Annotated in this window: 19 protein-coding genes and 1 pseudogene; 10 read left to right on the top strand and 10 right to left on the bottom strand. The window is 71.5% G+C overall.

Annotated features, from left to right (window positions below):
* Window positions 1-8 precede the first annotated feature (8 nt).
* Window positions 9-950 (top strand): ADP-ribosylglycohydrolase family protein, encoded by a 942-nt coding sequence (locus tag RC2_RS17265; RefSeq protein WP_072681687.1) that lies wholly within the window; start codon window positions 9-11, stop codon window positions 948-950.
* Window positions 947-1471: an O-acetyl-ADP-ribose deacetylase gene (locus tag RC2_RS17260; protein WP_072681685.1), complete on the top strand. Its 525-nt coding sequence runs from the start codon at window positions 947-949 to the stop codon at window positions 1469-1471. Before RC2_RS17265 ends, RC2_RS17260 begins: the two co-directional genes overlap by 4 nt.
* Here the strand turns inward: RC2_RS17260 and RC2_RS17255 are convergent.
* Window positions 1449-1892: a DoxX family protein gene (locus RC2_RS17255; protein WP_072681683.1), complete on the bottom strand. Its 444-nt coding sequence runs from the start codon at window positions 1890-1892 to the stop codon at window positions 1449-1451. The two genes, RC2_RS17260 and RC2_RS17255, sit on opposite strands and share 23 nt — an antisense overlap.
* An 87-nt stretch (window positions 1893-1979) precedes the next feature.
* Here RC2_RS17255 and RC2_RS17250 point away from each other — a divergent pair, with 87 nt between their 5' ends.
* Window positions 1980-2462, top strand: a complete 483-nt coding sequence (locus RC2_RS17250; RefSeq protein ID WP_072681681.1) for an OsmC family protein — start codon at window positions 1980-1982, stop codon at window positions 2460-2462.
* A gap of 101 nt (window positions 2463-2563) precedes the next feature.
* Window positions 2564-2950 carry a polyketide cyclase gene (locus RC2_RS17245; RefSeq protein WP_068151819.1) on the top strand — a complete coding sequence of 129 codons (387 nt, stop codon included), beginning with the start codon at window positions 2564-2566 and terminating at the stop codon, window positions 2948-2950.
* Here the strand turns inward: RC2_RS17245 and RC2_RS17240 are convergent, their stop codons facing one another.
* The 3 genes from RC2_RS17240 to RC2_RS17230 are packed head-to-tail and all read right to left on the bottom strand — an operon-like array spanning window position 2951 to window position 6918.
* Window positions 2951-3595 (bottom strand): DedA family protein, encoded by a 645-nt coding sequence (locus RC2_RS17240; protein WP_068151814.1) that lies wholly within the window; start codon window positions 3593-3595, stop codon window positions 2951-2953.
* A gap of 20 nt (window positions 3596-3615) precedes the next feature.
* Window positions 3616-5877 (bottom strand): ATP-binding cassette domain-containing protein, encoded by a 2262-nt coding sequence (locus RC2_RS17235; RefSeq protein ID WP_068151813.1) that lies wholly within the window; start codon window positions 5875-5877, stop codon window positions 3616-3618.
* 21 nt (window positions 5878-5898) lie between these two features.
* Window positions 5899-6918, bottom strand: coding sequence for a GTP pyrophosphokinase (locus RC2_RS17230; RefSeq protein ID WP_169818411.1), 1020 nt, complete (start codon window positions 6916-6918; stop codon window positions 5899-5901).
* A gap of 76 nt (window positions 6919-6994) precedes the next feature.
* On the opposite strand from RC2_RS17230, the gene RC2_RS17225 reads away from it, so the two are divergent.
* Window positions 6995-7420, top strand: coding sequence for a hypothetical protein (locus tag RC2_RS17225; RefSeq protein WP_068151816.1), 426 nt, complete (start codon window positions 6995-6997; stop codon window positions 7418-7420).
* A 21-nt stretch (window positions 7421-7441) separates the two neighbouring features.
* Here the strand turns inward: RC2_RS17225 and RC2_RS17220 are convergent, their stop codons facing one another.
* From RC2_RS17220 to RC2_RS17205, 5 genes and pseudogenes are all read right to left on the bottom strand, one after another.
* Window positions 7442-8812, bottom strand: a complete 1371-nt coding sequence (locus RC2_RS17220; protein ID WP_068151812.1) for a dicarboxylate/amino acid:cation symporter — start codon at window positions 8810-8812, stop codon at window positions 7442-7444.
* 87 nt (window positions 8813-8899) lie between these two features.
* Window positions 8900-8968: a putative leader peptide gene (locus RC2_RS19400; protein WP_369406146.1), complete on the bottom strand. Its 69-nt coding sequence runs from the start codon at window positions 8966-8968 to the stop codon at window positions 8900-8902.
* 9 nt (window positions 8969-8977) lie between these two features.
* A complete protein-coding gene (locus tag RC2_RS19470) occupies window positions 8978-9679 on the bottom strand; it encodes an asparaginase domain-containing protein (protein ID WP_072681679.1) in 702 nt (233 codons plus the stop codon).
* A gap of 5 nt (window positions 9680-9684) precedes the next feature.
* Window positions 9685-10299, bottom strand: a pseudogene (locus RC2_RS17210) (amino acid permease); the annotation flags it as partial.
* A 70-nt stretch (window positions 10300-10369) separates the two neighbouring features.
* Window positions 10370-11767 (bottom strand): aspartate ammonia-lyase, encoded by a 1398-nt coding sequence (locus tag RC2_RS17205; RefSeq protein ID WP_068148774.1) that lies wholly within the window; start codon window positions 11765-11767, stop codon window positions 10370-10372.
* 245 nt (window positions 11768-12012) lie between these two features.
* Between RC2_RS17205 and recC the strand changes: the two genes are divergently transcribed.
* From recC to RC2_RS17175, 5 genes are all read left to right on the top strand, one after another.
* A complete protein-coding gene (gene recC / locus RC2_RS17200; protein ID WP_068148770.1) occupies window positions 12013-15336 on the top strand; it encodes an exodeoxyribonuclease V subunit gamma in 3324 nt (1107 codons plus the stop codon).
* Window positions 15294-18656, top strand: a complete 3363-nt coding sequence (locus RC2_RS17195) for a UvrD-helicase domain-containing protein (RefSeq protein ID WP_068148768.1) — start codon at window positions 15294-15296, stop codon at window positions 18654-18656. Before recC ends, RC2_RS17195 begins: the two co-directional genes overlap by 43 nt.
* Complete coding sequence (recD, locus tag RC2_RS17190) at window positions 18653-20533, top strand: exodeoxyribonuclease V subunit alpha (protein WP_068148763.1); 1881 nt, start codon at window positions 18653-18655, stop codon at window positions 20531-20533. Before RC2_RS17195 ends, recD begins: the two co-directional genes overlap by 4 nt.
* Window positions 20534-20640: 107 nt before the next feature.
* Window positions 20641-22095: a DUF8176 domain-containing protein gene (locus RC2_RS17185; protein WP_139277453.1), complete on the top strand. Its 1455-nt coding sequence runs from the start codon at window positions 20641-20643 to the stop codon at window positions 22093-22095.
* Window positions 22092-23183 carry a hypothetical protein gene (locus RC2_RS17175; RefSeq protein ID WP_139277452.1) on the top strand — a complete coding sequence of 364 codons (1092 nt, stop codon included), beginning with the start codon at window positions 22092-22094 and terminating at the stop codon, window positions 23181-23183. The genes RC2_RS17185 and RC2_RS17175 overlap by 4 nt, the downstream gene beginning before the upstream one ends.
* A gap of 1 nt (window position 23184) precedes the next feature.
* Here RC2_RS17175 and RC2_RS17170 read toward each other — a convergent pair whose 3' ends face one another.
* Window positions 23185-23571, bottom strand: coding sequence for a hypothetical protein (locus RC2_RS17170; protein WP_068145647.1), 387 nt, complete (start codon window positions 23569-23571; stop codon window positions 23185-23187).
* Window positions 23572-23591: the final 20 nt, after the last annotated feature.

The following is a 23591-nucleotide window of genomic DNA, read 5'->3' as shown; positions in this document are numbered from 1 at the left end:
GGTAGGCAATGCTGAGGACTGATCAGGTCGACCGGGCCGAGGGCGTGCTGCTGGGAACCGCGGCTGGTGACGCCCTGGGCGCGGGGTACGAGTTCGGTTATCCCACCGCGGACCAGGAGATCGCGATGATCGGCGGCGGGCCGTTCGACTGGGCGCCCGGCGAGTGGACGGACGACACGTCGATGGCACTGTGCGTCGCCGACGCGCTCGCTGCCGAATCCGACGCCCTTGCTACCGGATCCGTGGGTGCCCTGAACGCCGTCGCGACGAACTTCGTCACCTGGTACGACACCCGGCCGCCGGATATCGGGAACCAGACGCGGTCCGTGCTCTCGCACCGCGACTCGTCGGCCGACGCGATGACCCGGCGCGCCGCGGGACTGTCGGGCCGGACCGGGGGCAACGGCTCCCTCATGCGCACGGCACCCGTCTCCCTGGCGTTCCTGCACGACGAGCGCGGGCTGGTGGACGCCGCCACCAGCATCAGCGCATTGACCCACTCCGATCCGCAGGCCGGGGAGGCGTGCGCCCTGTGGTCCGTCGCCATCCGCCACGCAGTGCTGCACGGAACGTACGACGGCCTCCGCCTCGCCCTGTCCGCGGATCCCGCCCTGTCGCACACCTGGTCGCCGCTGCTCGACGCCGCGGAAGCCGGAACGCCGGCGGACTTCGCCAACAACGGGTGGGTGGTCCACGCCCTGCAGACCGCGTGGTGGGCCATCGCCACGACGGAGGAGGACGAGCGCCAACTGCCCCACGCGCTCGAGAAGTGCGTCCGGGCCGGCGGCGACACCGACACCACGGCGGCCATCGCGGGTGGCCTGCTCGGCGCGCGCTGGGGACGCTCGGCGATTCCACCGGAGTGGATCGACGTGCTGCACGGGTACCCCGGACGCCGAGCGGCCGACCTGATCAGCCTCACCCACACCCTCACGGACGGAGCGTCATGACCACCTCGGGACCCCGACGTATCGACGTCGTCCTCGGCGACATCACCGCCATCCGCGCGGACGCGGTGGTCAACGCCGCGAACTCCACCCTGCTCGGCGGCGGGGGTGTGGACGGCGCGATCCACCGGGCGGGCGGGCCGGCGATTCTCGACGCCTGTCGTCTGCTGCGCGCGACGACGCTGCCGAACGGACTCGACGTCGGTGCCGCCGTCGCCACCACGGCGGGACACCTGCCGGCGCACTGGGTGATCCACACCGTGGGCCCGCGATACTCCGCGCGGGAGGATCGGTCGCCGTTGCTGCGGGCCGCGTACGAGCGGTCGTTGCTCCTGGCCGACTCGCTGGGCGCGTCGTCCGTCGCGTTCCCGCTGATCTCCGGCGGTGCTTACGGCTGGCCGGTGGAATCGGCCGTGCGAGAGCAGGTGCGGGCGATTCGCGGCGCCGACACCGCTGTCGCCGTGGTCACCGTCGTGGCCTTCTCCGCCGCCGTGCGGGACCTCACGCTGCGCGCGTTGGCCTAGCGCGCTCGGACCGACGGCGCCACGCCGACCACGCCCCGGTGCTCCACAGCGCCCAGGCGACGAGCAGCGGCTGGAACAGCAGGCGGATCGCGCGGGCGTTGTCGGTGTCGAGGCCGAACGCGTCGGTTCCGGTCAGATACTGCGAGATGTTGCCGGGGAACACCGCGACGAAGAACGCGGCGACGATCCAGCCGACGACGGTCCGTCGCCACCCGGCGATCAGCAGCACGCCGAGCACGATCTCGACGACCCCCGACGCGAGCACCACCGCGTCGACGTCGAGAGGCACCCACGTCGGCACCTGGGCGCGGAATTCCTCGCGCGCCCAGAACAGGTGGGACAGACCCGCGAACCCGAGGACGGCGCCGAGCAGAACGCGGGCGGCGGTGCGCACCGGGGAGGATGCGGGGCTGGTCGGCATGACCGCCAACCTACGCGGCGGACGGGGTTGCACTCGAGGTGATTCCGAACCTGGACCCGAAGGGACCGACCAGCGATCGTCGTCGTCATGACCTCCCCGAAGACCTCCGTGCGAACCTCCGTCGTCCCCTTCGTCGTCGACGCCCGCGGCACCGGCGTCGCCCAGCACCTCTCGGTGGACGGCGCGGCCGGCCACGAGTTCGACGCCGACGCCTACCCCGCCTTCGGCGGCCGCGACGCCGCGCCGAGCCCGCTGTTCTACGCGTTGGGCGCGCTCACCTCGTGCAACCAGGTGACGGCGAGCCTGGTGGCGAAGGATCTGGGCATCGCGCTCGGTGAGTTCACCTTCCGCGTGCAGGGCGATCTGGACACCCGGGTCCTCGTGGCGGGGGAGGACGGCAACGCGAACTTCGACCGCGTCACCGTCGAGGCGACCGTGCAGACCGACGCCGACGGCGAGGCGTTCGACCACTTCGTGGCGGAGGTCGAGCGGCGGTGCCCGGTCTCGCAACTGTTCGTCCGCAGCGGTCTGGAGTTCGTCAATCGCTGGGAGCGCGCCGACCTGACGTGACCTGCGCGACCGGCACCGAGGCCGATTTCTCGCGCGGGCTCACCCGCCGTCGGTCACGATGGGCGGTGACCCGCGAGAAGGAGGCCACCGTGCAGGACGTCGTGGAGAGCAGGCACCTGTCGGTGGTGATCGCCGCCCCGGCGCGCGTGGTCTACGACTACGCCCGACGCCCGGAGCACCTGACCGCGTGGGCGGCGGGCCTCGCGTCGGGGGTCACGCGGGACGGCGACGATCTGCTGACCGAGTCGCCGATGGGGACGGTGCGGGTGCGGTTCGTGGCCGACAACGCGCTGGGCGTGCTCGATCACACCGTCACCCTGCCGGACGGCACCGAGATCCTGAACCCGCTGCGCGTCGTCCCGCATCCGGACGGCGCCGAGGTGCTGTTCACCGTGCGCCGACTGGGCATGACCGACGCCGAGTACGACCGGGACTGCGCCGCGGTGCTGCGCGACCTCGAGACTCTGAAGGGCCTGCTGGAGAGGTGATCAGGCGGCCGAGCGCGACCGTGCCTTCTTGGTCACGAACCACCCGACCAGCGCCACGACCAGGCCGATGACGACGTACTGGAAGACCGAGGCGTAGTTCTCCACGTAGTGCCAGTTCTCGCCGAGGTAGTAGCCCGCGAGCACGAAGATGGAGTTCCACAGCAGGCTGCCGGCGGTGGTGTACAGCAGGAACTGCCAGAACGGCATCCGTGCGACGCCCGCCGGCACGGAGATGCCGGAGCGCACCATCGGGATCATGCGGCCGAAGAAGACCGCGGACCGGCCGTGCCGGGCGAACCAGTCCTCCGCCTTCGACAGATCGTCGGTGTCGACCAGCGGCATCCGGTCGACGATGGCGTAGAGACGGTCCCGTCCGAGCTTCACGCCGAGCCAGTAGAGGACGGCGGCACCCACCACCGAGCCGAGTGTCGTCCAGAACAGCGCGCTGAACAGTGAGAAGCCGCCCTGCGACGCGGTGAATCCGGCGAGCGGCAGGATGATCTCGCTCGGCAGGGGCGGGAAGAAGTTCTCGGCGGCGACGGCGAGACCGGCTCCGGGACCGCCGATGGCCTCCATCAGCCCGACGGCCCATCCGGCGATGCCGCCCAGCTCGGTACTCGCGGCAGCGGTGACGGTGTCGCTCATGCCCTCACTTTACCGATGGTTTACTCTCCCAGCCGCCGCGCGAGATGCCGACCGGTGTGGCCCCCGTCTCGAACGAGGTCCGCCGGCGTGCCGGTGAACACCACCCGGCCGCCGTCGTGACCGCCGTCCGGACCGAGATCGATCACCCAGTCCGCCGCCGCGACGACGGCCAGGTCGTGCTCGATCACCACCACCGATCGGCCCTCGTCGACCATGCCGGACAGCAGTGTGACCAGGTTGTTCACGTCGGAGGGATGCAATCCGGTGGTGGGCTCGTCGAGCACCAGCAGCGCCGCGTCGCCGGTGAGCTCGGAGGCCAACTTCAGTCGCTGACGCTCCCCGCCGGAGAGCGAGGTGAGGTTCTGGCCGAGCGTCAGGTAACCGAGACCGACATCACGGCACCGCTGCAGCACGGCGCGGATCTTCGGTGCCGTGAAGAACGCGAACGCGGCGTCGACGGACATCTCGAACACGTCCGCGATGGAGACGCCGTCCACGGTGTACTTGATCGCCCCCGAGCGGAACCGTCGTCCCTGGCACGTCTCGCAGGTGCTGGTGACCGGATCGGTGAAGCCCAGCTCGGTGAAGATCGTGCCGGTGCCCTGGCAGTCCGGGCAGGCCCCGTCGGAATTCGGGGAGAAGAGCGCCGCCGGGCGGCCGGTGCGTCTGGCGAAATGCGCGCGGATCGGATCGAGCAGACCGGTGTACGTCGCGGGCGAGGACCGCCGCGACCCGCGGATGGGGGACTGGTCGATCATCACGGCGTCGGGACGCACGGTCGGCAGATGGTGGTGGATCAGACTGGACTTGCCGGACCCCGCGACTCCGGTGACGGCGACGAGGACGCCGAGCGGGACGTCGACGGTGACGCTGCGCAGATTGTGGGTTCGGGCGTTCTCGATGCGCACCGATCCGGTGGGCGTCCGCGGACGGCGCGGTGCGGTCGCCGCGTCCCGCAGCGTGCGCCCGGTGCGAGTGTCCGCGGCGCGCAGCTCGCCGGGCGTGCCGACGAAGACGACGGTGCCGCCGTCCGCCCCGGCGCCGGGCCCGATCTCCACGACGCGATCGGCGACGGCCATCACCTCCGGATCGTGCTCGACCACCAGGACGGTGTTGCCCTTGTCGCGGAGTGCCAGCAGCATCGCGTTCAACCGGTGGACGTCGCGGGCGTGCAGACCGGTGGTGGGTTCGTCGAAGACGTAGAGCATGTCGTTGAGGGTGGATCCGAGGTGGCGCACCATCTTGATGCGCTGCGCCTCGCCGCCGGACAACGACGACGTGGCGCGGTCGAGGCTCAGGTAGCCCAGGCCCAGCTCCTCCATGCGGCGCAGTTGCGTGATCACCTCGCGGCGTGGGGCGTCGAGAACGCCGAGCGACCAGCCGTCCATGACGTCGGCGAGGTCGGAGACCTGCATCGCGAACGCCTCGGGGATCGACAGCCCCTCCAGTCGCGCGGCGTGGACCGTCGGGTTGTAGCGGGAACCCCCGCAGGCGGGGCAGACGCCGCGGGTGACGATGCGCTCGTAGGCCTCCTTGGCCTTGCCCTTCAGCGTCGCCGCGTCCTTGGTCAGATAACTGCGACGGAACTTCGAGAGCAGGCCCTCGTAGGTGGTGAACACGGCGTCAGTGTTCGCCATCGCCACCTCGCCCGGGGCGGCGTCGAGGAAGACGTGCCGTTCTCGGGTCGAGTACTGCTCGAGCGGCACGTCGAGGTCGAACAGACCGGAGTCCGCGTACAGCCGATACGGCCACTTGCCCGGGAGGAAGTCCGGGTGCCTGATGGGGCCCTCCCGCAACGACTTCGAGAAGTCGACGAGCTCGTCCACGTCGACGACCTTGGCCTCGCCGAGGCCCTCGCAGTCCGGACACATGCCGGCCGGGTCGTTGAAGGAGAACGCGTTGGCGTGGCCGATCGACGGACGGACGCCGCGGGAGAACAGCATCCGCAGCCAGTCCCCGATGTCGGTGATGGTGCCCACCGTGGAGCGGGGCGAGCCGAACAGTCGCTTCTGGTCGACGATCACGACGGCGGACAGGTTGGCGATCAGGTCGGCGTCGGGGCGACCGTAGGACGGCAGGAACGTCTGAGCGAACGCGCTGAAGGTCGAGTTGATCTGCCGTTGCGCCTCGGCGGCGATGGTGTCGAAGACCAGGGAGGACTTGCCGGATCCGGACACCCCGGCGAACACCACCAACTCACCTTTGGGGAGATCGAGATCGATCCCCTTCAGGTTGTTCTCGCGGGCGCCGCGGACGGTGATGGTCGAGAGGGCATCGGTCACGCAGGCCCTTCTACCAGAAACTCACTCCTGGTGCGCCTGGAGTTTCGTGAGCCGGTATCGCAGCTTGCCGAGGCGGTCGCGTTCGGTGGTGAGCGTCGCCGTCCGGACGATGTGCGCCTCCCCGAATCGGTCGAGCAGCAGATCGTCCACCAGGCGAACGTGGCCGGGTCGATGCTGGTAGTCCATGGCGGCCACCACGAACGGCACGCGCGACGGATCGAGGGCGTCCTCGAGTTCCGCGCCCGTGGTGATGCCGTTCGCGGTGACGAGGGTGAGCAGCCACTCGTAGTGGGTGGGGCGGCTGGAGGCGTACTCGGGAAGCAGGTCGGTGACGATGCTGCGCAGCTTCTCGGCCGTCAGCTCCAGGTCCATGCCCCGTGCGGCGTCGGCGGCACGCAGCTCGGCGATCTTCTCCTTGTGGTGACGGTCCGCCAGTTCGAACTGCTGGTCCGCCAACTCGATGAGGCCGGCCGCCAGGGTGAACGCGCGGTCGATCACCGGGGAGCCCTGCGTTCGCGAGTTCTTGAACCGGATGTCGTGCTCGATCTCGGCCCAGGCGTGCTGGAGCACCGTGCGAATCTGGACCTCGAACCCGAGCCCGACGAAGTCCGCGCAGCCCGAGGGCACGTGGTCCCCGTCCGCCGTGAGAATCAGATGCTTGCCGGCATAGCCGAACACACCGGTCTCCTGCGCCAGCGACGACTTGTCGATCGTCTTGAGCAAGGCGAACCCGTCCGCCAGTGCCGTCGCCACCCGTTCGATGTCCGAGGTGAGATACGTGATGACCCGAACCCCGACGAGATCCGTGACCTCCGTCAGCGGATCGGTGAACTCCAGCGAGCCGTCGGGCCGCAGGCGCGCGAACTTGCCCGCCGCGGACTCCACGGACTTGGTCCGCGCCTCCACCGCGTCGACGTCGAGGCCCGCGTCGGTGACGATCGTCTCCACCGCGGTGGCCAGGGCGACCGTCGCCCGCACGAAGTGGTCGTAGCGATCGCGGTAGGCACCGACGGGATCGATCATGGTCGGCTCCTTCTGCATGGTCGCCGATTGTGCCGTATCGCCCGACCGCACCGGTCGGACGCGCCCGGACCGGGCATCTGGTGAACTGGGCGGCATGACCCTTCCCGTGGACACGGCCGTGCTGGTGCTCGTCTCCGGCGTGATCCTGCTGTGGGCGTTGGTGCTCGGCGTGTGGAAGTTCCGCGGGATGGCCACGTCCCCGACCGGGCACGCGCACCCGTACGTCGACATCGCCCACCGGGCGGCGTTGCTCTACTCCTTCGCCACGATGGTGCTCGCCGCGTTGGTGCACTTCGGGGCGTGGTCGACGGTGGTCAACCTGGTGGCGTCGGGCGCCGTGGTGTTCTTCTTCGTCGCAGCCATCGTCAGCTACGTCGTCCACGGCGCCCGACGCGACACCGACAACCAGTTCGTGAACCCCGTGCGGGGAACGCACGCGTTCATGGTCGCGCTGGCCGGGGTGGAGATCGTCGGCCTCGGGGTGTTGATCGCCGGCTTCGTGCGGGCGCAGTTCCTCTGACGCGCCCGCACGTCGTCGGGTCTAGCGCGCCAGCGCGACGTCCTCGGCGTCGTCGCTGAACGGATCGCCGTCACGCGGCGCGTCGTACCGCTCCCGGTCGAGAATGCCTTCGCGCTTGGCGACGATGGTGGGCACGAGTGCCTGGCCGGTCACGTTGACCGCGGTGCGGCCCATGTCGACGATCGGCTCGACGGCGAGGAGCAGGCCGACACCGGCCAGCGGGAGGCCGAGGGTGGACAGCGTCAGCGTGAGCATGACCGTGGCGCCGGTGGTGCCGGCGGTCGCGGCGGATCCCACGACGGAGACGACGACGATGAGCAGGTAGTCGGTCAGCGTCAGGTCGATGCCGTAGAACTGCGCGACGAAGATCGCGGCGATGGCCGGGTAGATCGCGGCGCAGCCGTCCATCTTGGTGGTGGCGCCCAGCGGCACCGCGAACGATGCGTACTCCCGCGGCACGCCGAGGTTGCGCTCGGTGACGCGCTGGGTGAGCGGCAGGGTTCCGATCGAGGATCGCGAGACGAACCCGAGCTGCGTCGCCGGCCAGACGCCCGAGTAGAAGCTGCGGACCGACAGGCCGTGCGCGCGCACGATGATCGGGTAGATCACGAAGAACACGATGGCGAGGCCGACGTAGATCGACACGGTGAAGACGCCCAGCGACCCGATCGCGTCCCAGCCGTAGGTGGCGACGGCGTTGCCGATGAGCGCGGCGGTGCCGATGGGAGCCAGGCGGATGATCCACCACAGCACCTTCTGCACGATCGCGAGCAGCGAGGCGTTGAACGTGAGGAACGGCTCGGCAGCCTTGCCGACCTTCAGCGCGGCGATGCCGATGGCCGCGGCGACGACGAGCAACTGCAGGATGTTGAAGTTCAGGCTGGTCGACAGGGCGCCCTCGGTCTGCGTGGTCCTGGCGCCGAGCGCGAGGAAGTTGTTGGGGACCAGGCCGGTGAGGAACGACCACCAGGAGCCGGAGGTGGCGGGGGCCTTTTCCAGTGCCGCGTCGACGCCGGTGCGGGACCCCGGCTGCGCGACGAGGCCGATGACGATGCCGACGATCACGGCGACGAACGCCGTGATCGCGAACCACAGCAACGTCTGGCCGGCCAGACGAGCGGCGTTGGTGACGGCACGCAGGTTGGCGATGGAACTGACGATGGCGGTGAAGACGAGCGGCACCACGGCGACGGTGAGGAGCTTGACGTAGCTCGAGCCGATGGTGGACAGGGTTTCGACGAGCCAGTTGGGGTTGCCGTCGGCGGCGTCGGGCATGGAGCGAGCGACGAGCCCGAGAACGACGCCGAGGATCAGGCCGGCGACGATCTGGGGGCCGAAGGAGGTGGCCCACTGGGGCAGCCGACGGGTGGGGGCAGCGCTGGGCGCGGACATAGGTGTGCCTTCGTGTGAGTGCGGGGTGACGGTGTGACGCGGAGCGGGGTCACCGACAGATGGCACCGTCGGTGACGCGGAGCGGGGTCACCGACAGATGGCACTGGCCTGTCTGCGCAGGTCGACGTGTCGACGCGAGGTCAGCAGAATGGGCACGGAGCGATGCTACGCCTGGATTCGGACCGAGGTCCGCGAGGGGGCCGACGCCGGATCCGGCCCTCGATCGGACGCCGTCGCGACCACGGCGGCGAACCGCGCGGCGACGTCCTGTGCCGACTCGGCGATCAACGCGCACAGCAGGATTCGTGATTGGGCAGGGCTCGCCTCGCCGGCGGACAGCGCACCCGCGGCGACCAGATCGGCACCGCCGCCACCGCCGCCGTAGGTGGTGACGACGCCACCGGAGGGAACGCGCGTCGACAGAGCGACCACGATGCCGGCGTCGACGGCACGTCGGACCGCGGCGACGACGTCGGCGTTCGCATTGCCGGCACCCATGGCCTCGAGCACGATTCCCGCTGCGCCGTGGTGTCGGGCCGCGTCGATCATCGCGCCGTCGACACCGGGGTACAGAGCGACGATGTCCACGCGAGTTCCCGCGATCGGGCTGCGCCTCAGCGTGATTCGGGACTCCGCCGGTGCGGCGGGCACGCCGGTGTAGGCGTCGAGTTCGGTGGTGTGCGCCTTGCGGACGCCCCGTGCACGCAGTACCCGCGGACCGAAGGCGACCAGCACGCCCTGCCCGCGGCGGTCCGGGTCGGCGGCGACGGCGACGGCGAGTTCGGCGTTGTGCGGTCCGTCCCCGTCGGGATGGTCGGCGGTGCGCTGCGCGCCGGTGAAGACGACCGGGCGTGGGTCGTCGTGCACGAGGTCGACAGTCCCTGTTCCTGGTTCGGGTTGCCGGTCACCAGCAGGTAGAGGCCGACGCAGAGGAACGCGACCAGCGCCAGCACCTTGATCAGAGCGAACCAGAACTCCAACTCACCGAAGACCTTGACGGACACCAGGTTCAGCGAGAGCACGACCACCAGGGCGATCAGTGCCCAGACCCATTGCGGGACGGCGGCGATCGGCGCCGAGTACTTGCCGAAGAACTGCATGTAGAGCGCCACCGCGGTCACGTCGACCACCGCGGTCATCGACCAGTTGAGCCAGTAGAGCCAGCCGGTGACGAACGCCGCCTTCTCCCCGAAGAATTCGCGCGCGTAGGAGACGAAGGACCCCGACGTGGGGCGGTGCAGGACCAACTCGCCGAGGGCTCGCAGGATGAGGAACGCGAAGAAGCCGCAGATGGCGTAGGCGAACACCAGGGCCGGTCCGGCCCCGGCCAGACGGCCGCCGGCGCCCATGAACAGACCGGTGCCGATGGCGCCGCCGATCGCGATCATCTGGACCTGACGGGTCTTCAGGCCCTTGTGGTAGCCCTGGTTCTCGACCTCGTGGAGCGCCGCGTCGGCGCCCCGGTGGTCGGTGGTGGGAGTGGTCATGCTGCGTCCTCGGTGGGTGCGGGAGAGCTCGGGTGGAGGGGGAGGGTTCGGGGGTGACCGAGCGGGTCGGTCAGCTCTGCAGGTTGGCCAGGTGTTCCGGGCGGAGCAGCAGCTCGAGGCGGTCTGCGGTGAGCAGGCCCCGTTCGAGCACGAGCTCCGCGACGCCGCGGTCGGTGTCGAGCGCTTCCTTGGCGATCTCGGTGGCCGCCTGGTAACCGATGTGCGGGTTGAGCGCGGTGACCAGACCGATGGAGTGTTCGACGTCGGACCGCAGGTGCGCCGCGTGGGCGGTGATGCCCACGACGCACCGGTCGGCGAGGGTTCGGCAGGCGGCGCCGAGGTGCGTCATGCCGGAGGTGAGCGATTCCATGATGATGGGCTCGAAGGCGTTCAGCTGGAGCTGGCCGGCCTCGGCGGCCATGGTGACGGTGACGTCCTGCCCGATGACCTGGAACGCGACCTGGTTGAGCACCTCCGGGATCACCGGGTTGACCTTGCCGGGCATGATCGACGATCCGGCCTGCACGGCGGGAAGGTCGATCTCGCCGAAGCCGGCACGCGGGCCGGAGGACAGCAGGCGCAGGTCGTTGCAGACCTTGGACAGCTTGACCGCGCAGCGCTTGAGCACGCCCGAGAGATGGACGAACTGGCCGACGTCCTGCGTGGCCTCGACCAGGTCGGTCGCGCTGACGAGGGGAAGGCCGGTGATCTCGCGGAGGTGCCGCACGGCGGCGTCGCGGTAGCCCGGCGCGGCGTTCAGGCCGGTCCCGATGGCCGTCGCGCCGAGGTTGATCTCGTGGACCAGCATCGACGCTTCCTCGAGCCGCGCGCGGTCCTCCTCGATCATCACCGCGAAGGTCCCGAACTCCTGGCCGAGCGTCATCGGTACCGCGTCCTGCAGCTGCGTCCGGCCCATCTTGACGACGGTGCGGAATTCCTCGGCCTTGGCGCGGAAGGTCTTCTGCAGGTGATGCATCGACTCGGACAGCACCCCGACGGCCATGATGGTCGCGATGTTGCACGCGGTGGGGTAGACGTCGTTGGTCGACTGGCCCAGGTTGACGTGCTCGTTGGGGTGCAGGTGGCGGTACTCGCCGGGGCGGTGGCCGAGCAGCACGAGGGCGCGGTTGGCGATGACCTCGTTCGCGTTCATGTTGGTCGAGGTGCCGGCGCCGCCCTGGATGACGTCGACGACGAACTGGTCGTGCCACTGCCCGTCGAGGATCTCGCGGCAGGCGGTGAGGATCGCGTCCGCACGCTCGGGGTCGAGCAGGCCGAGGTCGCGGTTCGCCGCGGCGGCGGCGTACTTGACGGCGGCGAGAGCGCGGATCAGAGCGGGATTGCTCGAGATGGGCCGACCGGTGATGGGGAAGTTCTCGGTGGCGCGCAGGGTGTGGATGCCCCAGAGCACGTCGGCGGGCACCTCGCGGTCTCCCAACAGGTCGTGCTCGATGCGGGTGGCGGCCACGTCGGTCTCCTCGGCTCGGTGATGTTGTGATGTCAGGCTGTCTGACAGGTTGAGTGTGGCGCATCCCACACGCGGTGTCAACGGTCGATTCTCGCTTCGCGGTCGCAGTCCCGGTCGGTGCGCGTCGGTCCGGGACCGCCCCGCGTGTCGGAGGGTCGGGTTACGGTCGCGGGGAAGCGGCTCGGACGAGTCGTACGGTGCGGGTCCCGGTGCGGGCCGTACGCGGTGTCGGACGGGAGTGACGAGTGCTGGAGATCCATCGCGCCGAGCGGGCCGACACTCTGGCCGACGCGCTGGCGCAGGTCCTGCGCACCCCGCTCGCGGATCCGTTCACCACCGAGATCGTCGCCGTGCCGGCGAAGGGGGTCGAGCGGTGGTTGCATCAGCGCCTGTCCGGCGTCCTCGGGGTCGGCTCCGAGCAGTCGGCCGACGGCATCGCCGCCGGGATCGAGTTCCCCTCGCCCGGCCGGCTGGTCGACGACGTCGTGTCCACCGTCGGCGGACTCGACCCCGCCGACGACCCGTGGGCCGCCGGACGGTCGACCTGGTCGATTCTGCGCGTGGTCGACGAGTGCACCGACGAACCCTGGTGCGCGGTTCTCGCCGCGAGCATCGGCGCGACGGCCGACCCCGAGGATCATCGACGTGGGCGTCGGTGGTCGGTCGCCGACCACGTCGCCGGGCTCCTGCGTAGCTATGCGGCACAACGTCCCGGCATGCTCCGCGACTGGGCCGCGGGCGAGGACACCGACGGCGCGGGCGGGGCGCTGCCCGACGACCTGCAGTGGCAGGCCGAGATCTTCCGTCGGGTGCGGTCGGAGCTCGGCGCCCACCCCGCGGAACGACTGCAGGCGGTGTGCAAGCACCTGCGGGTCGATCCCGGCCTCGTGGCGCTGCCCGAGCGTCTGTCGGTGTTCGGCCCGACCCGCCTGACCACCACCCAGCGCGAGCTGTTGCACGCGCTCGCAGCGCATCGCGCGGTCCACCTCTGGCTCCCGCATCCGTCGCCGGCGCAGTGGGACGCGGCGTCGTCGATCGCCCCCGGGTCCCGCCGTCGTGAGGTACCGCCCGCGGCGGTCGGCGGCCACCCGTTGCTCGTCGGCCTCGCCCGCGACGTGCGGGAACTGCGTCCGCTCGTGGCGCCCCTCGCCGACCGTGACCACTACCTGGCCGCCGAACCCGATGCGGCAGCCGACACCGTGCTGCGTCGGCTGCAGCGTGACCTCGTCGCCGACCGCGCGCCGACTCGCGAGGGGACCGACGGCGCGCTTCCCGCGGACGGCAGCGTCGAGGTGCACGCCTGCCACGGCCCGGCCCGCCAGGTCGACGTTCTCCGGGACGTGCTGCTCCGTGCGTTCCAGGACGATCCGACGCTCGAGCCTCGGGACGTGCTCATCATGTGTCCCGACGTCGAGTCGTTCGCGCCGCTCGTCCGTGCGGCGTTCGGCGGTGCGGCGGTGGCGGCCGCGGGGGCTCCGGCCGCGGGGCGGGCCTCGACGCACCCTGCGCACACGCTGCGTGTCCGGTTGGCCGATCGGGGCCTCCGTCGGACCAACCCGGTGCTCGAGGTCGTCGCCACCATGATCGAGCTGGGAACCGCGCGGGTGACGGCCGGTCAGATGCTCGACGTCGCGGCGCTGTCCGCCGTGCGGACGCGATTCGGTTTCACCGACGACGACCTCGAGCGACTCCGGGACTGGGTCCGGGAGTCCGGCGCTCGCTGGGGTATCGACACCGTGCAACGGTCGGCGTTCGGGTTGCGGGACTTCGAGCAGAACACCTTCACGGCCGCGCTCGACCGACTGCTGCTGGGGGCCGCTGCCGACGAGTCGACCGGCGAGTGGCTCGGCCTCGCGCTGCCGGTCGACGACGTCGACGGCGGGGACATCGAGTTGGTCGGCCGGTTCGCCGAGTTGGTCGACCGGGTGTCGAAGGTGCTGCACGGTCTGCGCGGCGCGCGGCCCGCCGAGGAGTGGCGTGATCACCTGCTGCTCACCACGGACCTGGTGGCCGACGTCCGTCCCGTCGACGAGTGGGTTCGGGCGGACGCTCGCCGCGAGGTGGCCGCGGCGTTCGAGGGCGCGGGGGCGGTTCCGCTCCGGTCCGCGGACGTGCGGGCGCTGCTCGGTGATCGGCTCGCCGGGCGACCGACACGATCGAACTTCCGCACCGGTGAGTTGACCGTCTGCACCATGGTTCCGATGCGGTCCGTACCCCACCGCGTGGTGGTGCTCCTCGGACTCGACGACGACGTCTTTCCCCGCGCGGGCCACGTCGACGGAGACGATCTGCTCGCGCGCGACCCGCTCGTCGGCGAGCGGGACGTGCGCAGCGAGGACCGACAGTTGTTGCTGGACGCGGTCATGGCGGCCACCGATCGCCTGCTGCTGTTCCACACGGGCGCGAACCCGACCACGGGGGTCGTCGAGCCGCCCGCCATTCCGCTCGCCGATGTCGTCGACGCGGTCACGGCGACGGCCGGGCGGTCGCCGGTGATCCGTCACCCCCTGCAGCCGTTCGACCCCGCGTCGTTCGCGGCAGCGGCACCGCACGGTTTCGATCCCGCCGCGCTCGACGGTGCGCGGGCCCTGCAGCGACCGTCCGCACCCGCCGAACCGTTCCTGAGCGGAGCGTTGGAGCCGGCTCCGACGGAGGACGTCGAGCTCACCGACCTCCTCGCATTCGTCCGCAATCCGATCGGAGCCTTCCTTCGGCAGCGGCTCCAGGTGCGGGCGGACGTCACGGAAGATGAGATCGAGGACGCGTTGTCTGTCCGACTGCCACCGCTCGCCAGGTGGGCGCTGGGGGACCGCATGCTCGCGCAGATGCTGGCGGGCGTCGACGCCGCCCGCATCCGCGCCGCGGAATGGCGACGAGGGTCGCTCCCGCCGCACCACCAGGGATCCCGTGAGCTCGAGGCCGTCGAGTACGTGGTGGGGGAACTGTTCCGCGCCGCGGCTCCGGTCCACGTGGGAGCGCCCGACACCGTGGACGTCGTGGTCGATCTCGGCGACGGGCGACGTCTGACGGGCAGCGTGCCCGGTATCCACGGCACCACCGTCGCGCGCGCCCGCTACTCCGTCCTGAGCGCGCCGCACCGCCTCGAGGCGTGGCTGTATCTGGTGGTCCTCACCGCCCACGATCCGTCGCCCGGGTGGACCGCGGTCACGACCGGCCGCACCGAGAACCGAGCGATCCGCCAGGTTCTGCGACCGCCCGACACCGCCGCGGACGTGCTCCGGAGCCTGGTCGACCTCCGTGACCGGGGTCTGCGCGAGCCCCTGCCGTTGACCACCAAGGCGGGGTGCCTGTACGCCGACCGCGTGACCAAGGGGGTGCGCGAGGACGCGGCGTTGTCTCTGGCCGACCGCGAGTTCCGTGGCTTCGGGGACGGGTCGGACGCCGCCGTGCGCCTGGTCCACGGACCGGCGGTGACCTTCGCGGACATCACCGCCGACACCCCGCGTGACGACGAGCGTGCCTGGTCCGACGACAGCACGCGGTTCGGGGTGCTGGCCCGCCGGTTGTGGGCCCCGCTGCTGGCCGTCGAGACCCTGGAGGTGCCGTGAGCACGTTCGACCTGACCGGACCGCTGCCCCGAGGAACGACGGTGCTCGAGGCCAGCGCGGGAACGGGAAAGACCTACGCGATCGTCGGACTCGCGGCGCGGTACGTCGCGGAGGGCGTCGCCGACATCGCCGACATACTGCTCGTCACCTTCAGCAAGGCGGCCACGAGGGAACTCCGTGAGCGCACCCGTGCGCGGTTCACCGAACTCGCCGGTGCGTTGCGCGATCCCGTGGCGGCGCGGGTGTCCGACGACGAGCTGACGGTGCACCTCGCGGGGGTCTCCGACCCGGAGGTCGCGGTGCGGCGGGGCCGACTGCTGCGGGCGTTGTCCGAGTTCGACGCGGGCACCATCGCGACCACCCACAGCTTTTGCCAGCGCATGCTGGACGGGCTCGGCATCGCCGGCGAACCGGAGCCGGGGGCGACGTTCGTCGAATCCGTCGACGACATCGTCGTCGACGTCGTGGACGATCTCTACCTGCAGCGGTACAGCAGGCTCGCCTCCGAGCCGCCGGTGACGCCGCAGGACGCGCGAGCCGTCGGCAGGGCGGCGGTGTCCGACCGGCGCGCGGTGCTCGGTCCGGACGTTCCGGACGGGACCGAGGCGGGTGACCGCGTCGCGCTCGCGCGGGACGTCCGGATCGAGACGGAGCGACGCAAGCGACGGGTCGGCATCCGCGACTACGACGACCTCCTCGGTCTGCTGCACGACGTCCTGATCCATCCCGACCACGGTGCGGCGGCGTGCCGACGCATCCGTGACCGGTTCCGCGTGGTGTTGGTCGACGAGTTCCAGGACACCGACCCCCTCCAGTGGGAGATCCTGCGACGCACGTTCCATGGCCACGGCGGAGTCCTGGTTCTGGTGGGCGATCCGAAGCAGGCCATCTACGCCTTCCGCGGGGCGGAGGTGACCAGCTACCTCGAGGCCGTCGCGGTGGCCGACCACCTCTTGGCGTTGACCACGAACCGGCGCAGCGACGAGGCCGTGGTGCGCTCGCTCGCCCATCTGTACGAGGGCGCCGCCCTCGGTGCCGACGAGATCGTGGTGACGGGCGTGTCGGCGTCTCACCGGACACGTCGTCTGACGGGACCCTCGGGAACGACGGACCCGATGCGGCTGCGGGTGCTCCCGAGAACCGGGTGCGGGCCGCTGAACAAGGCCGGGTTCGCCTCGATCGATCGAATCCGCCGACGAATCGCCGACGACGTCGCCGACCAGATCGTCGCACTGCTGACGAGCGGCGCCGAGGTCGACGGTGTGCCCATCGGTCCCGGCGACATCGCCGTGCTGGTGCGGTACAACAAAGAGGCCGGAATGGTGCGGACCGCGCTCGACGCCGCGGCCGTGCCGTCCGTGCTCACGGGCGGGGCCGACGTGTTCGCGACGCCGGCCGCCGCGGACTGGCTCCGGGTGCTCGAGGCCGTGGAACAACCGCACCGGGCCGACGTGGTGCGGCGGGCCGCGCTGACTCCGCTGCTGGGGTGGACGGCCGAACGCCTGGACGCAGAGGGCGACGCGGCCACGTCCGAGCTCAGCGCTCGGTTCCGGGAATTGGCCGGGGTGGTCGAGCGGGTCGGCTTCGCGGCGATGGTCGAGATGCTGACCGGCGCGACCGGTCTCCAGGCCCGACTGCTCGGCCGCGAGCGCGGCGAGCGAGACGTCACCGACCTGACTCATGTCGCCCAACTGCTCGACCGGGAGTTCCAGGAAGCCGGACACGGTGTCGCGTCGCTCGGCCGGTGGCTGGCCGACCGGGTTGCCGATCCGACGCTCGGGTCGGGGGCGGACCGCAGCCGTCGCCTCGACAGCGACGCCGACGCGGTACAGGTGGCCACCGTGCACGCGGCGAAAGGGCTCGAGTACCCCGTGGTCTTCGTGCCGTACGGGTGGGCCGCGAGCGGTGCATTCGACCAGCGTCCCCTGCTGTATCACGAGGACGGTCGACGCATCCTCGACGTCGGCGGCCCCACCGCCCGCGGGTACGCCGCGCGACGTCTGCTGCACGACGACGAGGCGGCAGGTGAGGAACTCCGCCTCCTGTACGTCGCGCTCACCCGCGCGCGCAGCCAGGTCGTGGTGTGGTGGGCGCCCTCGTTCACCACCAAGAACGGCCCGCTGCACCGACTGCTGTTCGGTCGGGTCGACGGTGTGCCGGCTCCGGAACGGTCGATTCGCGTGCCCGCGGACGAGGCAGCGCTGTCGGCGCTCGCCGCGCGGGCCGGCGACAGCATGACCGTCGAGGCCGTCGGCGCGACCGGGTCGACGGGTGCGCGACTGGGTCGCCGGGGCGCCACGGGCACGCCCGCGCCCCTCGCCGCCGCAGTGTTCGACCGCCGGCTCGATCACGCGTGGCATCGCACCTCGTACACGGCACTGACCGCCGGCGCGCACCACGATCGCGGTGCCGACGCCTCGGCCGCGGTCGACGAATCGGAGGATCCCGGCGTCGTCGACGAACCGGAGAGCGTGCTCGTCGCCGGCGTCGAGCACGCGATCCCGAGCGAGGCCGCGCTGCCGTCCCCGATGAACGGACTGCCGGCGGGCGCAGCCTTCGGCACGCTGGTGCACGACGTCCTCGAGTTCGTCGACACGTCCGCCACCGACCTCGCCGCCGAGCTCGAGGCGCGATGCCGGGACGCGGCGTCGCGGCTCGGCGCCGACCTCGACCCCGCGCACCTGGCACGGGCGCTCGGGGCGGTCCTGCGGACCCCGCTCGGTTTCGGCACGCTCGCCGAGGTCGCGCCCGCGGATCGACTGTCGGAGTTGGACTTCGAACTCCCACTCGGCGGCGGTGATCGCGCCGATCGCCGGTGCGCCTCGGTGCACGACATCGCCGATCTGCTGACGCGGCATCTCCCGGCGGACGACGTCCTCGGCGAGTATCCGAGCCACCTGCGTCGCCTCGACGATCGGGAGTTGCGCGGATACCTGACCGGCAGTATCGATTCCGTGATCCGGGTGCGCGGGCGACAGGGCGGGGGTGAGCCGCGCTTCGTCGTCGTCGACTACAAGACCAATCGCATCGTGGCGGGTGATCTCACCGTCGATCACTTCACGACGCACGCGATGGCGACGGAGATGATCGCGGCGCACTACCCGCTGCAGGCGCTGCTGTATTCGGTAGCGCTGCACAGGTTCCTGCGCTGGCGCCTGCCGGGGTACCGGCCGGACGTGCATCTCGGCGGTGTCCAGTACCACTTCGTACGGGGCATGGCGGGCCCGAGGACCCCGGCCGGTCGGGGTGTGTTCGCATGGCACCCGTCGGCCGCTCTGGTGACCGACCTGTCCGACCTGGTGTCGGGAGGAGCGGCATGACCGAACACGATCGGTTCCCCGCCTCGGTCGCGCAACGGGGCAAGGGCCTGCTCCGCACCTTCGACGAGGCGGGTGTCCTCACCGCGGCGGACGTCCATGTCGCCCTCCGGCTGGGCAAGCTCGGCGGCGAGTCCGACGAGGCCGCGTTGTTCGCCGTCGCGCTCGCCGTCCGGGCCGTTCGTGCCGGGTCGGTGTGTCTCGACATGACGCGACTGCGCGACGTGACGGCGGACGAGGACGTGGACCTCGACGCGCTGCCCTGGCCGGACGACGACGCAGTGCTCGAAGCCGTTCGTCGCAGTCCGTTGGTACTCGGGAGCGAGGCCGGACCGCTCCGGCCGATCCTGATGATCGACACCGCCGACGGTCCGCTGCTCTATCTCCAGCGGTACTACCTGCAGGAGCGCACCATCCGGGACGTCCTCGCGGACCGCGCGCGCAGCGCACCGGAGGTCGACGTCGAGGCGGTGGCCGCGGCGCTCGACCAGTACTTCCCCGGCAGCGAGCCGCCGGATCGGCAACGGATCGCCGCGGCCGTGGCCGCCACCGCGTGGACGACGGTGATCGCCGGCGGTCCCGGCACCGGCAAGACACACACCGTGGCACGGATCCTCGCGCTGTTGCAGTCGGTGCACGGACCGCACCTGCGTCTCGGTCTCGCCGCGCCGACGGGCAAGGCCGCGGCCCGATTGCGGGAGTCGGTCGAGGCCCAGAGCGAGGAGCTGGGTCTGCAGAACGTGCCCGGCGCGATGACGGTGCATCGACTCCTGGGATGGCGACCCGGCCGGAGCAGGTTCCGGCACGACGCCCACAATCGCCTGCCGTACGACGTCGTGGTCGTCGACGAGACCTCGATGGTGTCCTCGACGATGATGAGCAGACTCCTGGCGGCGATGCGAAGCGATGCCCGCTTGATCCTGGTGGGCGACCCCGACCAGCTCACCTCGGTCGACGCGGGTGCCGTGCTGGCCGATCTCGTCGCCCGCCCCGTGACGGGTCCGGTGCCGGACGTGGTGACGCATCTGATCGCGCGCGACCTGGCCGACGACCTGCCGGGGGACGGGCCGGAACGGGCGCTCGGCACCCTCGAGCGTCGACGACTGGCCGCGGGCATCGTGCGACTGAGTCGCGGCCGACGGTTCGGCGGCGCCATCGCCGACCTCGCCGTGGCCGTGCGAGACGGTGATGCGGACACCGCGATCGACCTCCTCCGCGCGCAGCCGCCGGGTATCGAGTTCCACCCCGACTCGGCGCCGGACTCGGTGGACCGAGACGTCGTGACCACCGCACGCGCCGTGGTTGCCGCGGCCGACACCGGTGACGCCGCCGCGGCGCTGACGGCTCTCGAGCGGCACCGGATCCTCTGTGCGCATCGGGAGGGTCCGCGCGGCGTGCGGCAATGGTCCGCACGCGCGGCCGAACGGATCGGGGCCGACCGCGGTTCCTTCCTCGACGAGGAGACCTGGTACGTCGGGCGCCCGTTGTTGATCACCGTGAACGATCACGACAACCGGGTCTACAACGGTGACACCGGCGTGGTGGTGAGCGACGGTGACGGCGGCGTGGTCGCGGCCTTCGCCCGCGGTGACCGCCCGCTCCTCGTGCATCCGAGCCGCTTGTCCAGCGCTGTCAGCGTGCACGCCATGACGATCCACCGATCGCAGGGAAGTCAGTACGACATCGTGTCGGTGGTGCTTCCGGACGACACGTCCTCGCTGCTCACCCGCGAACTGCTCTACACGGCGGTGACCCGCGCGAAGTCGGTGGTTCGCGTTCTCGGCTCGGAGGACGCCGTGCGCAGCGGAGTGCGGCGCCGGGTGCTTCGAGCCAGCGGACTCCGCCGCGACCCCGGGACACCCGTCGGGCGCGACGGGTGAGGAGCGGTCTCGGGCCCCGGCGCCGGTGATGCGTGTGCGCTATATTCACCGCGTTCGCAGTCGGGGGGACTGCACCGAGGGCCGTGAACGGCGGCGGGGGGCGGTCGATGAGGTCGACGGTGGTCGCGGGGCTGGTGTCCCGCCCCCGAAACGGGCACGGTGACGTGTCCTGTTCCGGCTACGCCGGTGGGGTCGACCGAGTCCTCGCCGGCCCACTTCCGCTGCGCCACCGCGTCCTCGTCGTCGACGTCTCGGCGACCCCTGATCCCGCCTCCGACCGCCACTCCGCCCGGCCGGATCCCGCCCGCCGGGTGCTCCGCGACCTCGCGGACGCCATCGGGCGATACCGCCCCGGCAGCGTCGTGGCATGGCATCCCGTCGACGCTGCGGCGGCGACGCTCGCCCTCGCCTCGACCGATCACGCTGCCGCCGACCAGGCTCCGCCGACGAGGACTTTGCTGCGCACGCGCCGATCCGGCGTCGACGACGTGGCGTCGGGCCGATCCGCTCGCCCGCTGACCTCCGCGGACGTGGAGGCGGCGCTGGCGACGCTGTCCTCGATGCGGCAGACCGTCGTCGTCTGCGCGCGGCCGGACGATCCCTGGTTCGACGTTCTCGCCGAGGACGCGGACGCCGTGGTGGTCCCCGTCGTCGACGACGACGCGGTGTCGCGCGTGATCGCCCTGACCGATCGGCTGACCGCCGGTCGACTCACGGTCGTGCGCCCCGGGGGAGCGCGCGGCCGCACCACCGAGGTGCGCCGCCGGCTCGGGGAAGCGGGAATCCGCACGGTTCTCGACGTGACCGACAGTGTCGACGGCCTCGACGGAGTAGACGTGACCGACAGCGCCGATGCGGACTGGTCCCGTGCGGCGGCGGTGATCCTGCGTCCGCGACCGGTCGGTCGCGGCGACGTCTCCGCCGAACCGGCGCTGTCCTTCGAGAGCACCACCGCCACGCTCCGTGCCCGATCGCATGGCGATCGTGGCCGTATCGGTCCGTCCCCGCGTGCGCCCCGGGGACGGGAGCGCGGCCGTCGCCGTTCCGTTGCTGCCCCGCTGGCCGCGGCCGCCGTCGTCCTGGCCGTCGCGTTGGGTGCGGCCGTCGCGCTGTTCGCGGGCGGCGCGAACAGCGGGGACGGAGTCGTCGAGTCGGCGCGGACGGGCGCGGCGAGCGCATCCGTGGTCGACACGGTGCTCGACGGTCCCGCGGTGATCGCCCGGTTCGACGACCTCTACTACCGGGACCGGGACGCGGCTGCTGCGGCCGCGCTGTGGGACCTTCCCGCGGGCGTCGACCGCGCCACGATGGTCGCCGACCTCCAGTCGTCCATCGACGCCGTGCAGCCGGGCACGACCCATCGGCTCGACATCCGCGCGACCGGCGCACCGGACGTGTACGACGCCGTTCTGACCCTGACCACTCCGGACGGGCGGCAGTTCGCGTTCGATCAGCAATTCGTCGTGCGCGGTGGTGACCGCGGATTCACCATCGTGCGCAAGATCGAGTGCAGCGCAGCGTGTTCCGCGCCCGCTGGATCGGATACGGAGACCGGACGATGACCCCGACGACACGGACGACCCCGACGACCCCGACGACCCCGACGACCCCGACGACACTGCTGCACCGGGCAGCACCACCGCGGTGGTCCCGCGCGGTGATGCCGTGGCTCGCGGCGGCGGGCCTGGTGACCGGCGGGGTGATCGCCGTCGCGATCGGCGCACCGACGTCCGCACTCGCCGCACCGTCGACGTCGGACGAGGACCCGTCCACGGCCGACCGTGACGAGATGTCGCTGTCGGAGAAGAAGGCCGACGACGAGCGGCGATCCGACATGACCTTCCAGGAGCGGGTCAGCGAGGACATCGCCCGGGACCGAGCGGCGGACGAACGCGAGGCGGAGGCTCGCCGAGAGGCCGAGGCGCGTGCGGAGCGCGCTGCATTGGCCGAGGCCGCCGTCGCCGATGCGCAGTCGAATCCGGCGCCGGCGCCGGCGCCATGGGTCCTGCCGCCGCTGCCGCCCCTCCCGTTCGAGATCCCGGGGCTGACTCCGCCGCCGCCGCCCGCGCCGGAGTCGCCCGCCCCAGCGGCCCCGCCGCCCGTCGCCGAGGAACCCGTGGCTCCGATCGCCGTCGAGGTACCCACCGAGCCGGCCGTCGTTGCGGAACCGGATCGGCCCGAGCCCCCGCAGCCCGCCGGTGAGGGTCTGCCATCGGCGGAGGACGCGCCGGACGAGCCCGAGCCGCAACGCGGCCCGGTGCCGAGCCCGGTGCCGCTACCGACGGCGCCCCAGGTGCAGTCCGCACCCTCGGCGCCGACCGGGGGCCCCGGACCGCACGGTGGGGGAGGCGCGGGCCCCGATCCCGATGCAGGTGGACCCGACCCCGATCTGCCGGACGACCCCGGTCGATCGGGTGACCGGGCTACGAGCACCGGTGCCACGTGGCCCGCGGGCGAGCGACCGGCGGATTCGGGTGGTCGACACGCGGCTCCCGACGGTCCGCCGACCGGCGCGGAGACCACCAGGACCGAGTCGACGTCCGCACCGTCGTGGGTGAATCCCGCGCCGTCCGGGTTCGACGAGGTCGACCGTCACGGAGCCGACCCGGGATGGACCAACCCGACCCCCGGCCGAGGGGACGAGGAGTGAGTCAGCCCGCCACGCGGGCGGACGCCGCGAAGAGCGCACCCCAGCCGAGCGCGACGGCGACGGCCTTGGCCCGCGTCGTGGCGTCGGGGGCGGCGACGGCGAACAGCGCCGCATCGCCGAGGTCGGAGGCGACCCGCACGCCGATCGCCGTGCGCAGCGGGGTTCCTCGACGCGCCACGACCATGGCGGCGCCGCTCGCGACGTCCCGCAGCGCGAGGCCCCGTACGGCGGTGGCGACGGACGGAGACACGAAACCCGAATCCGAGGTCAGCCCGGCCGGCGCGGCCAGGGTGCGCGGAGACGCGAGAACCACCGCGCTGTAGGCGACGGTGAGAGCGCCGAGCACTCGAGGGGCTCGGGTCAAGAGGGAGGACGTCGTCGAGGTCATACCCGGCGTCATACCCCGAT

The sequence above is a fragment of the Rhodococcoides corynebacterioides NBRC 14404 genome (assembly GCF_001894765.1).
Lineage (GTDB): Bacteria > Actinomycetota > Actinomycetes > Mycobacteriales > Mycobacteriaceae > Rhodococcoides > Rhodococcoides corynebacterioides.
The sequence above is the reverse complement of the archived record's forward strand: the minus strand, read 5'-3'. Positions and strand labels throughout refer to the sequence as shown.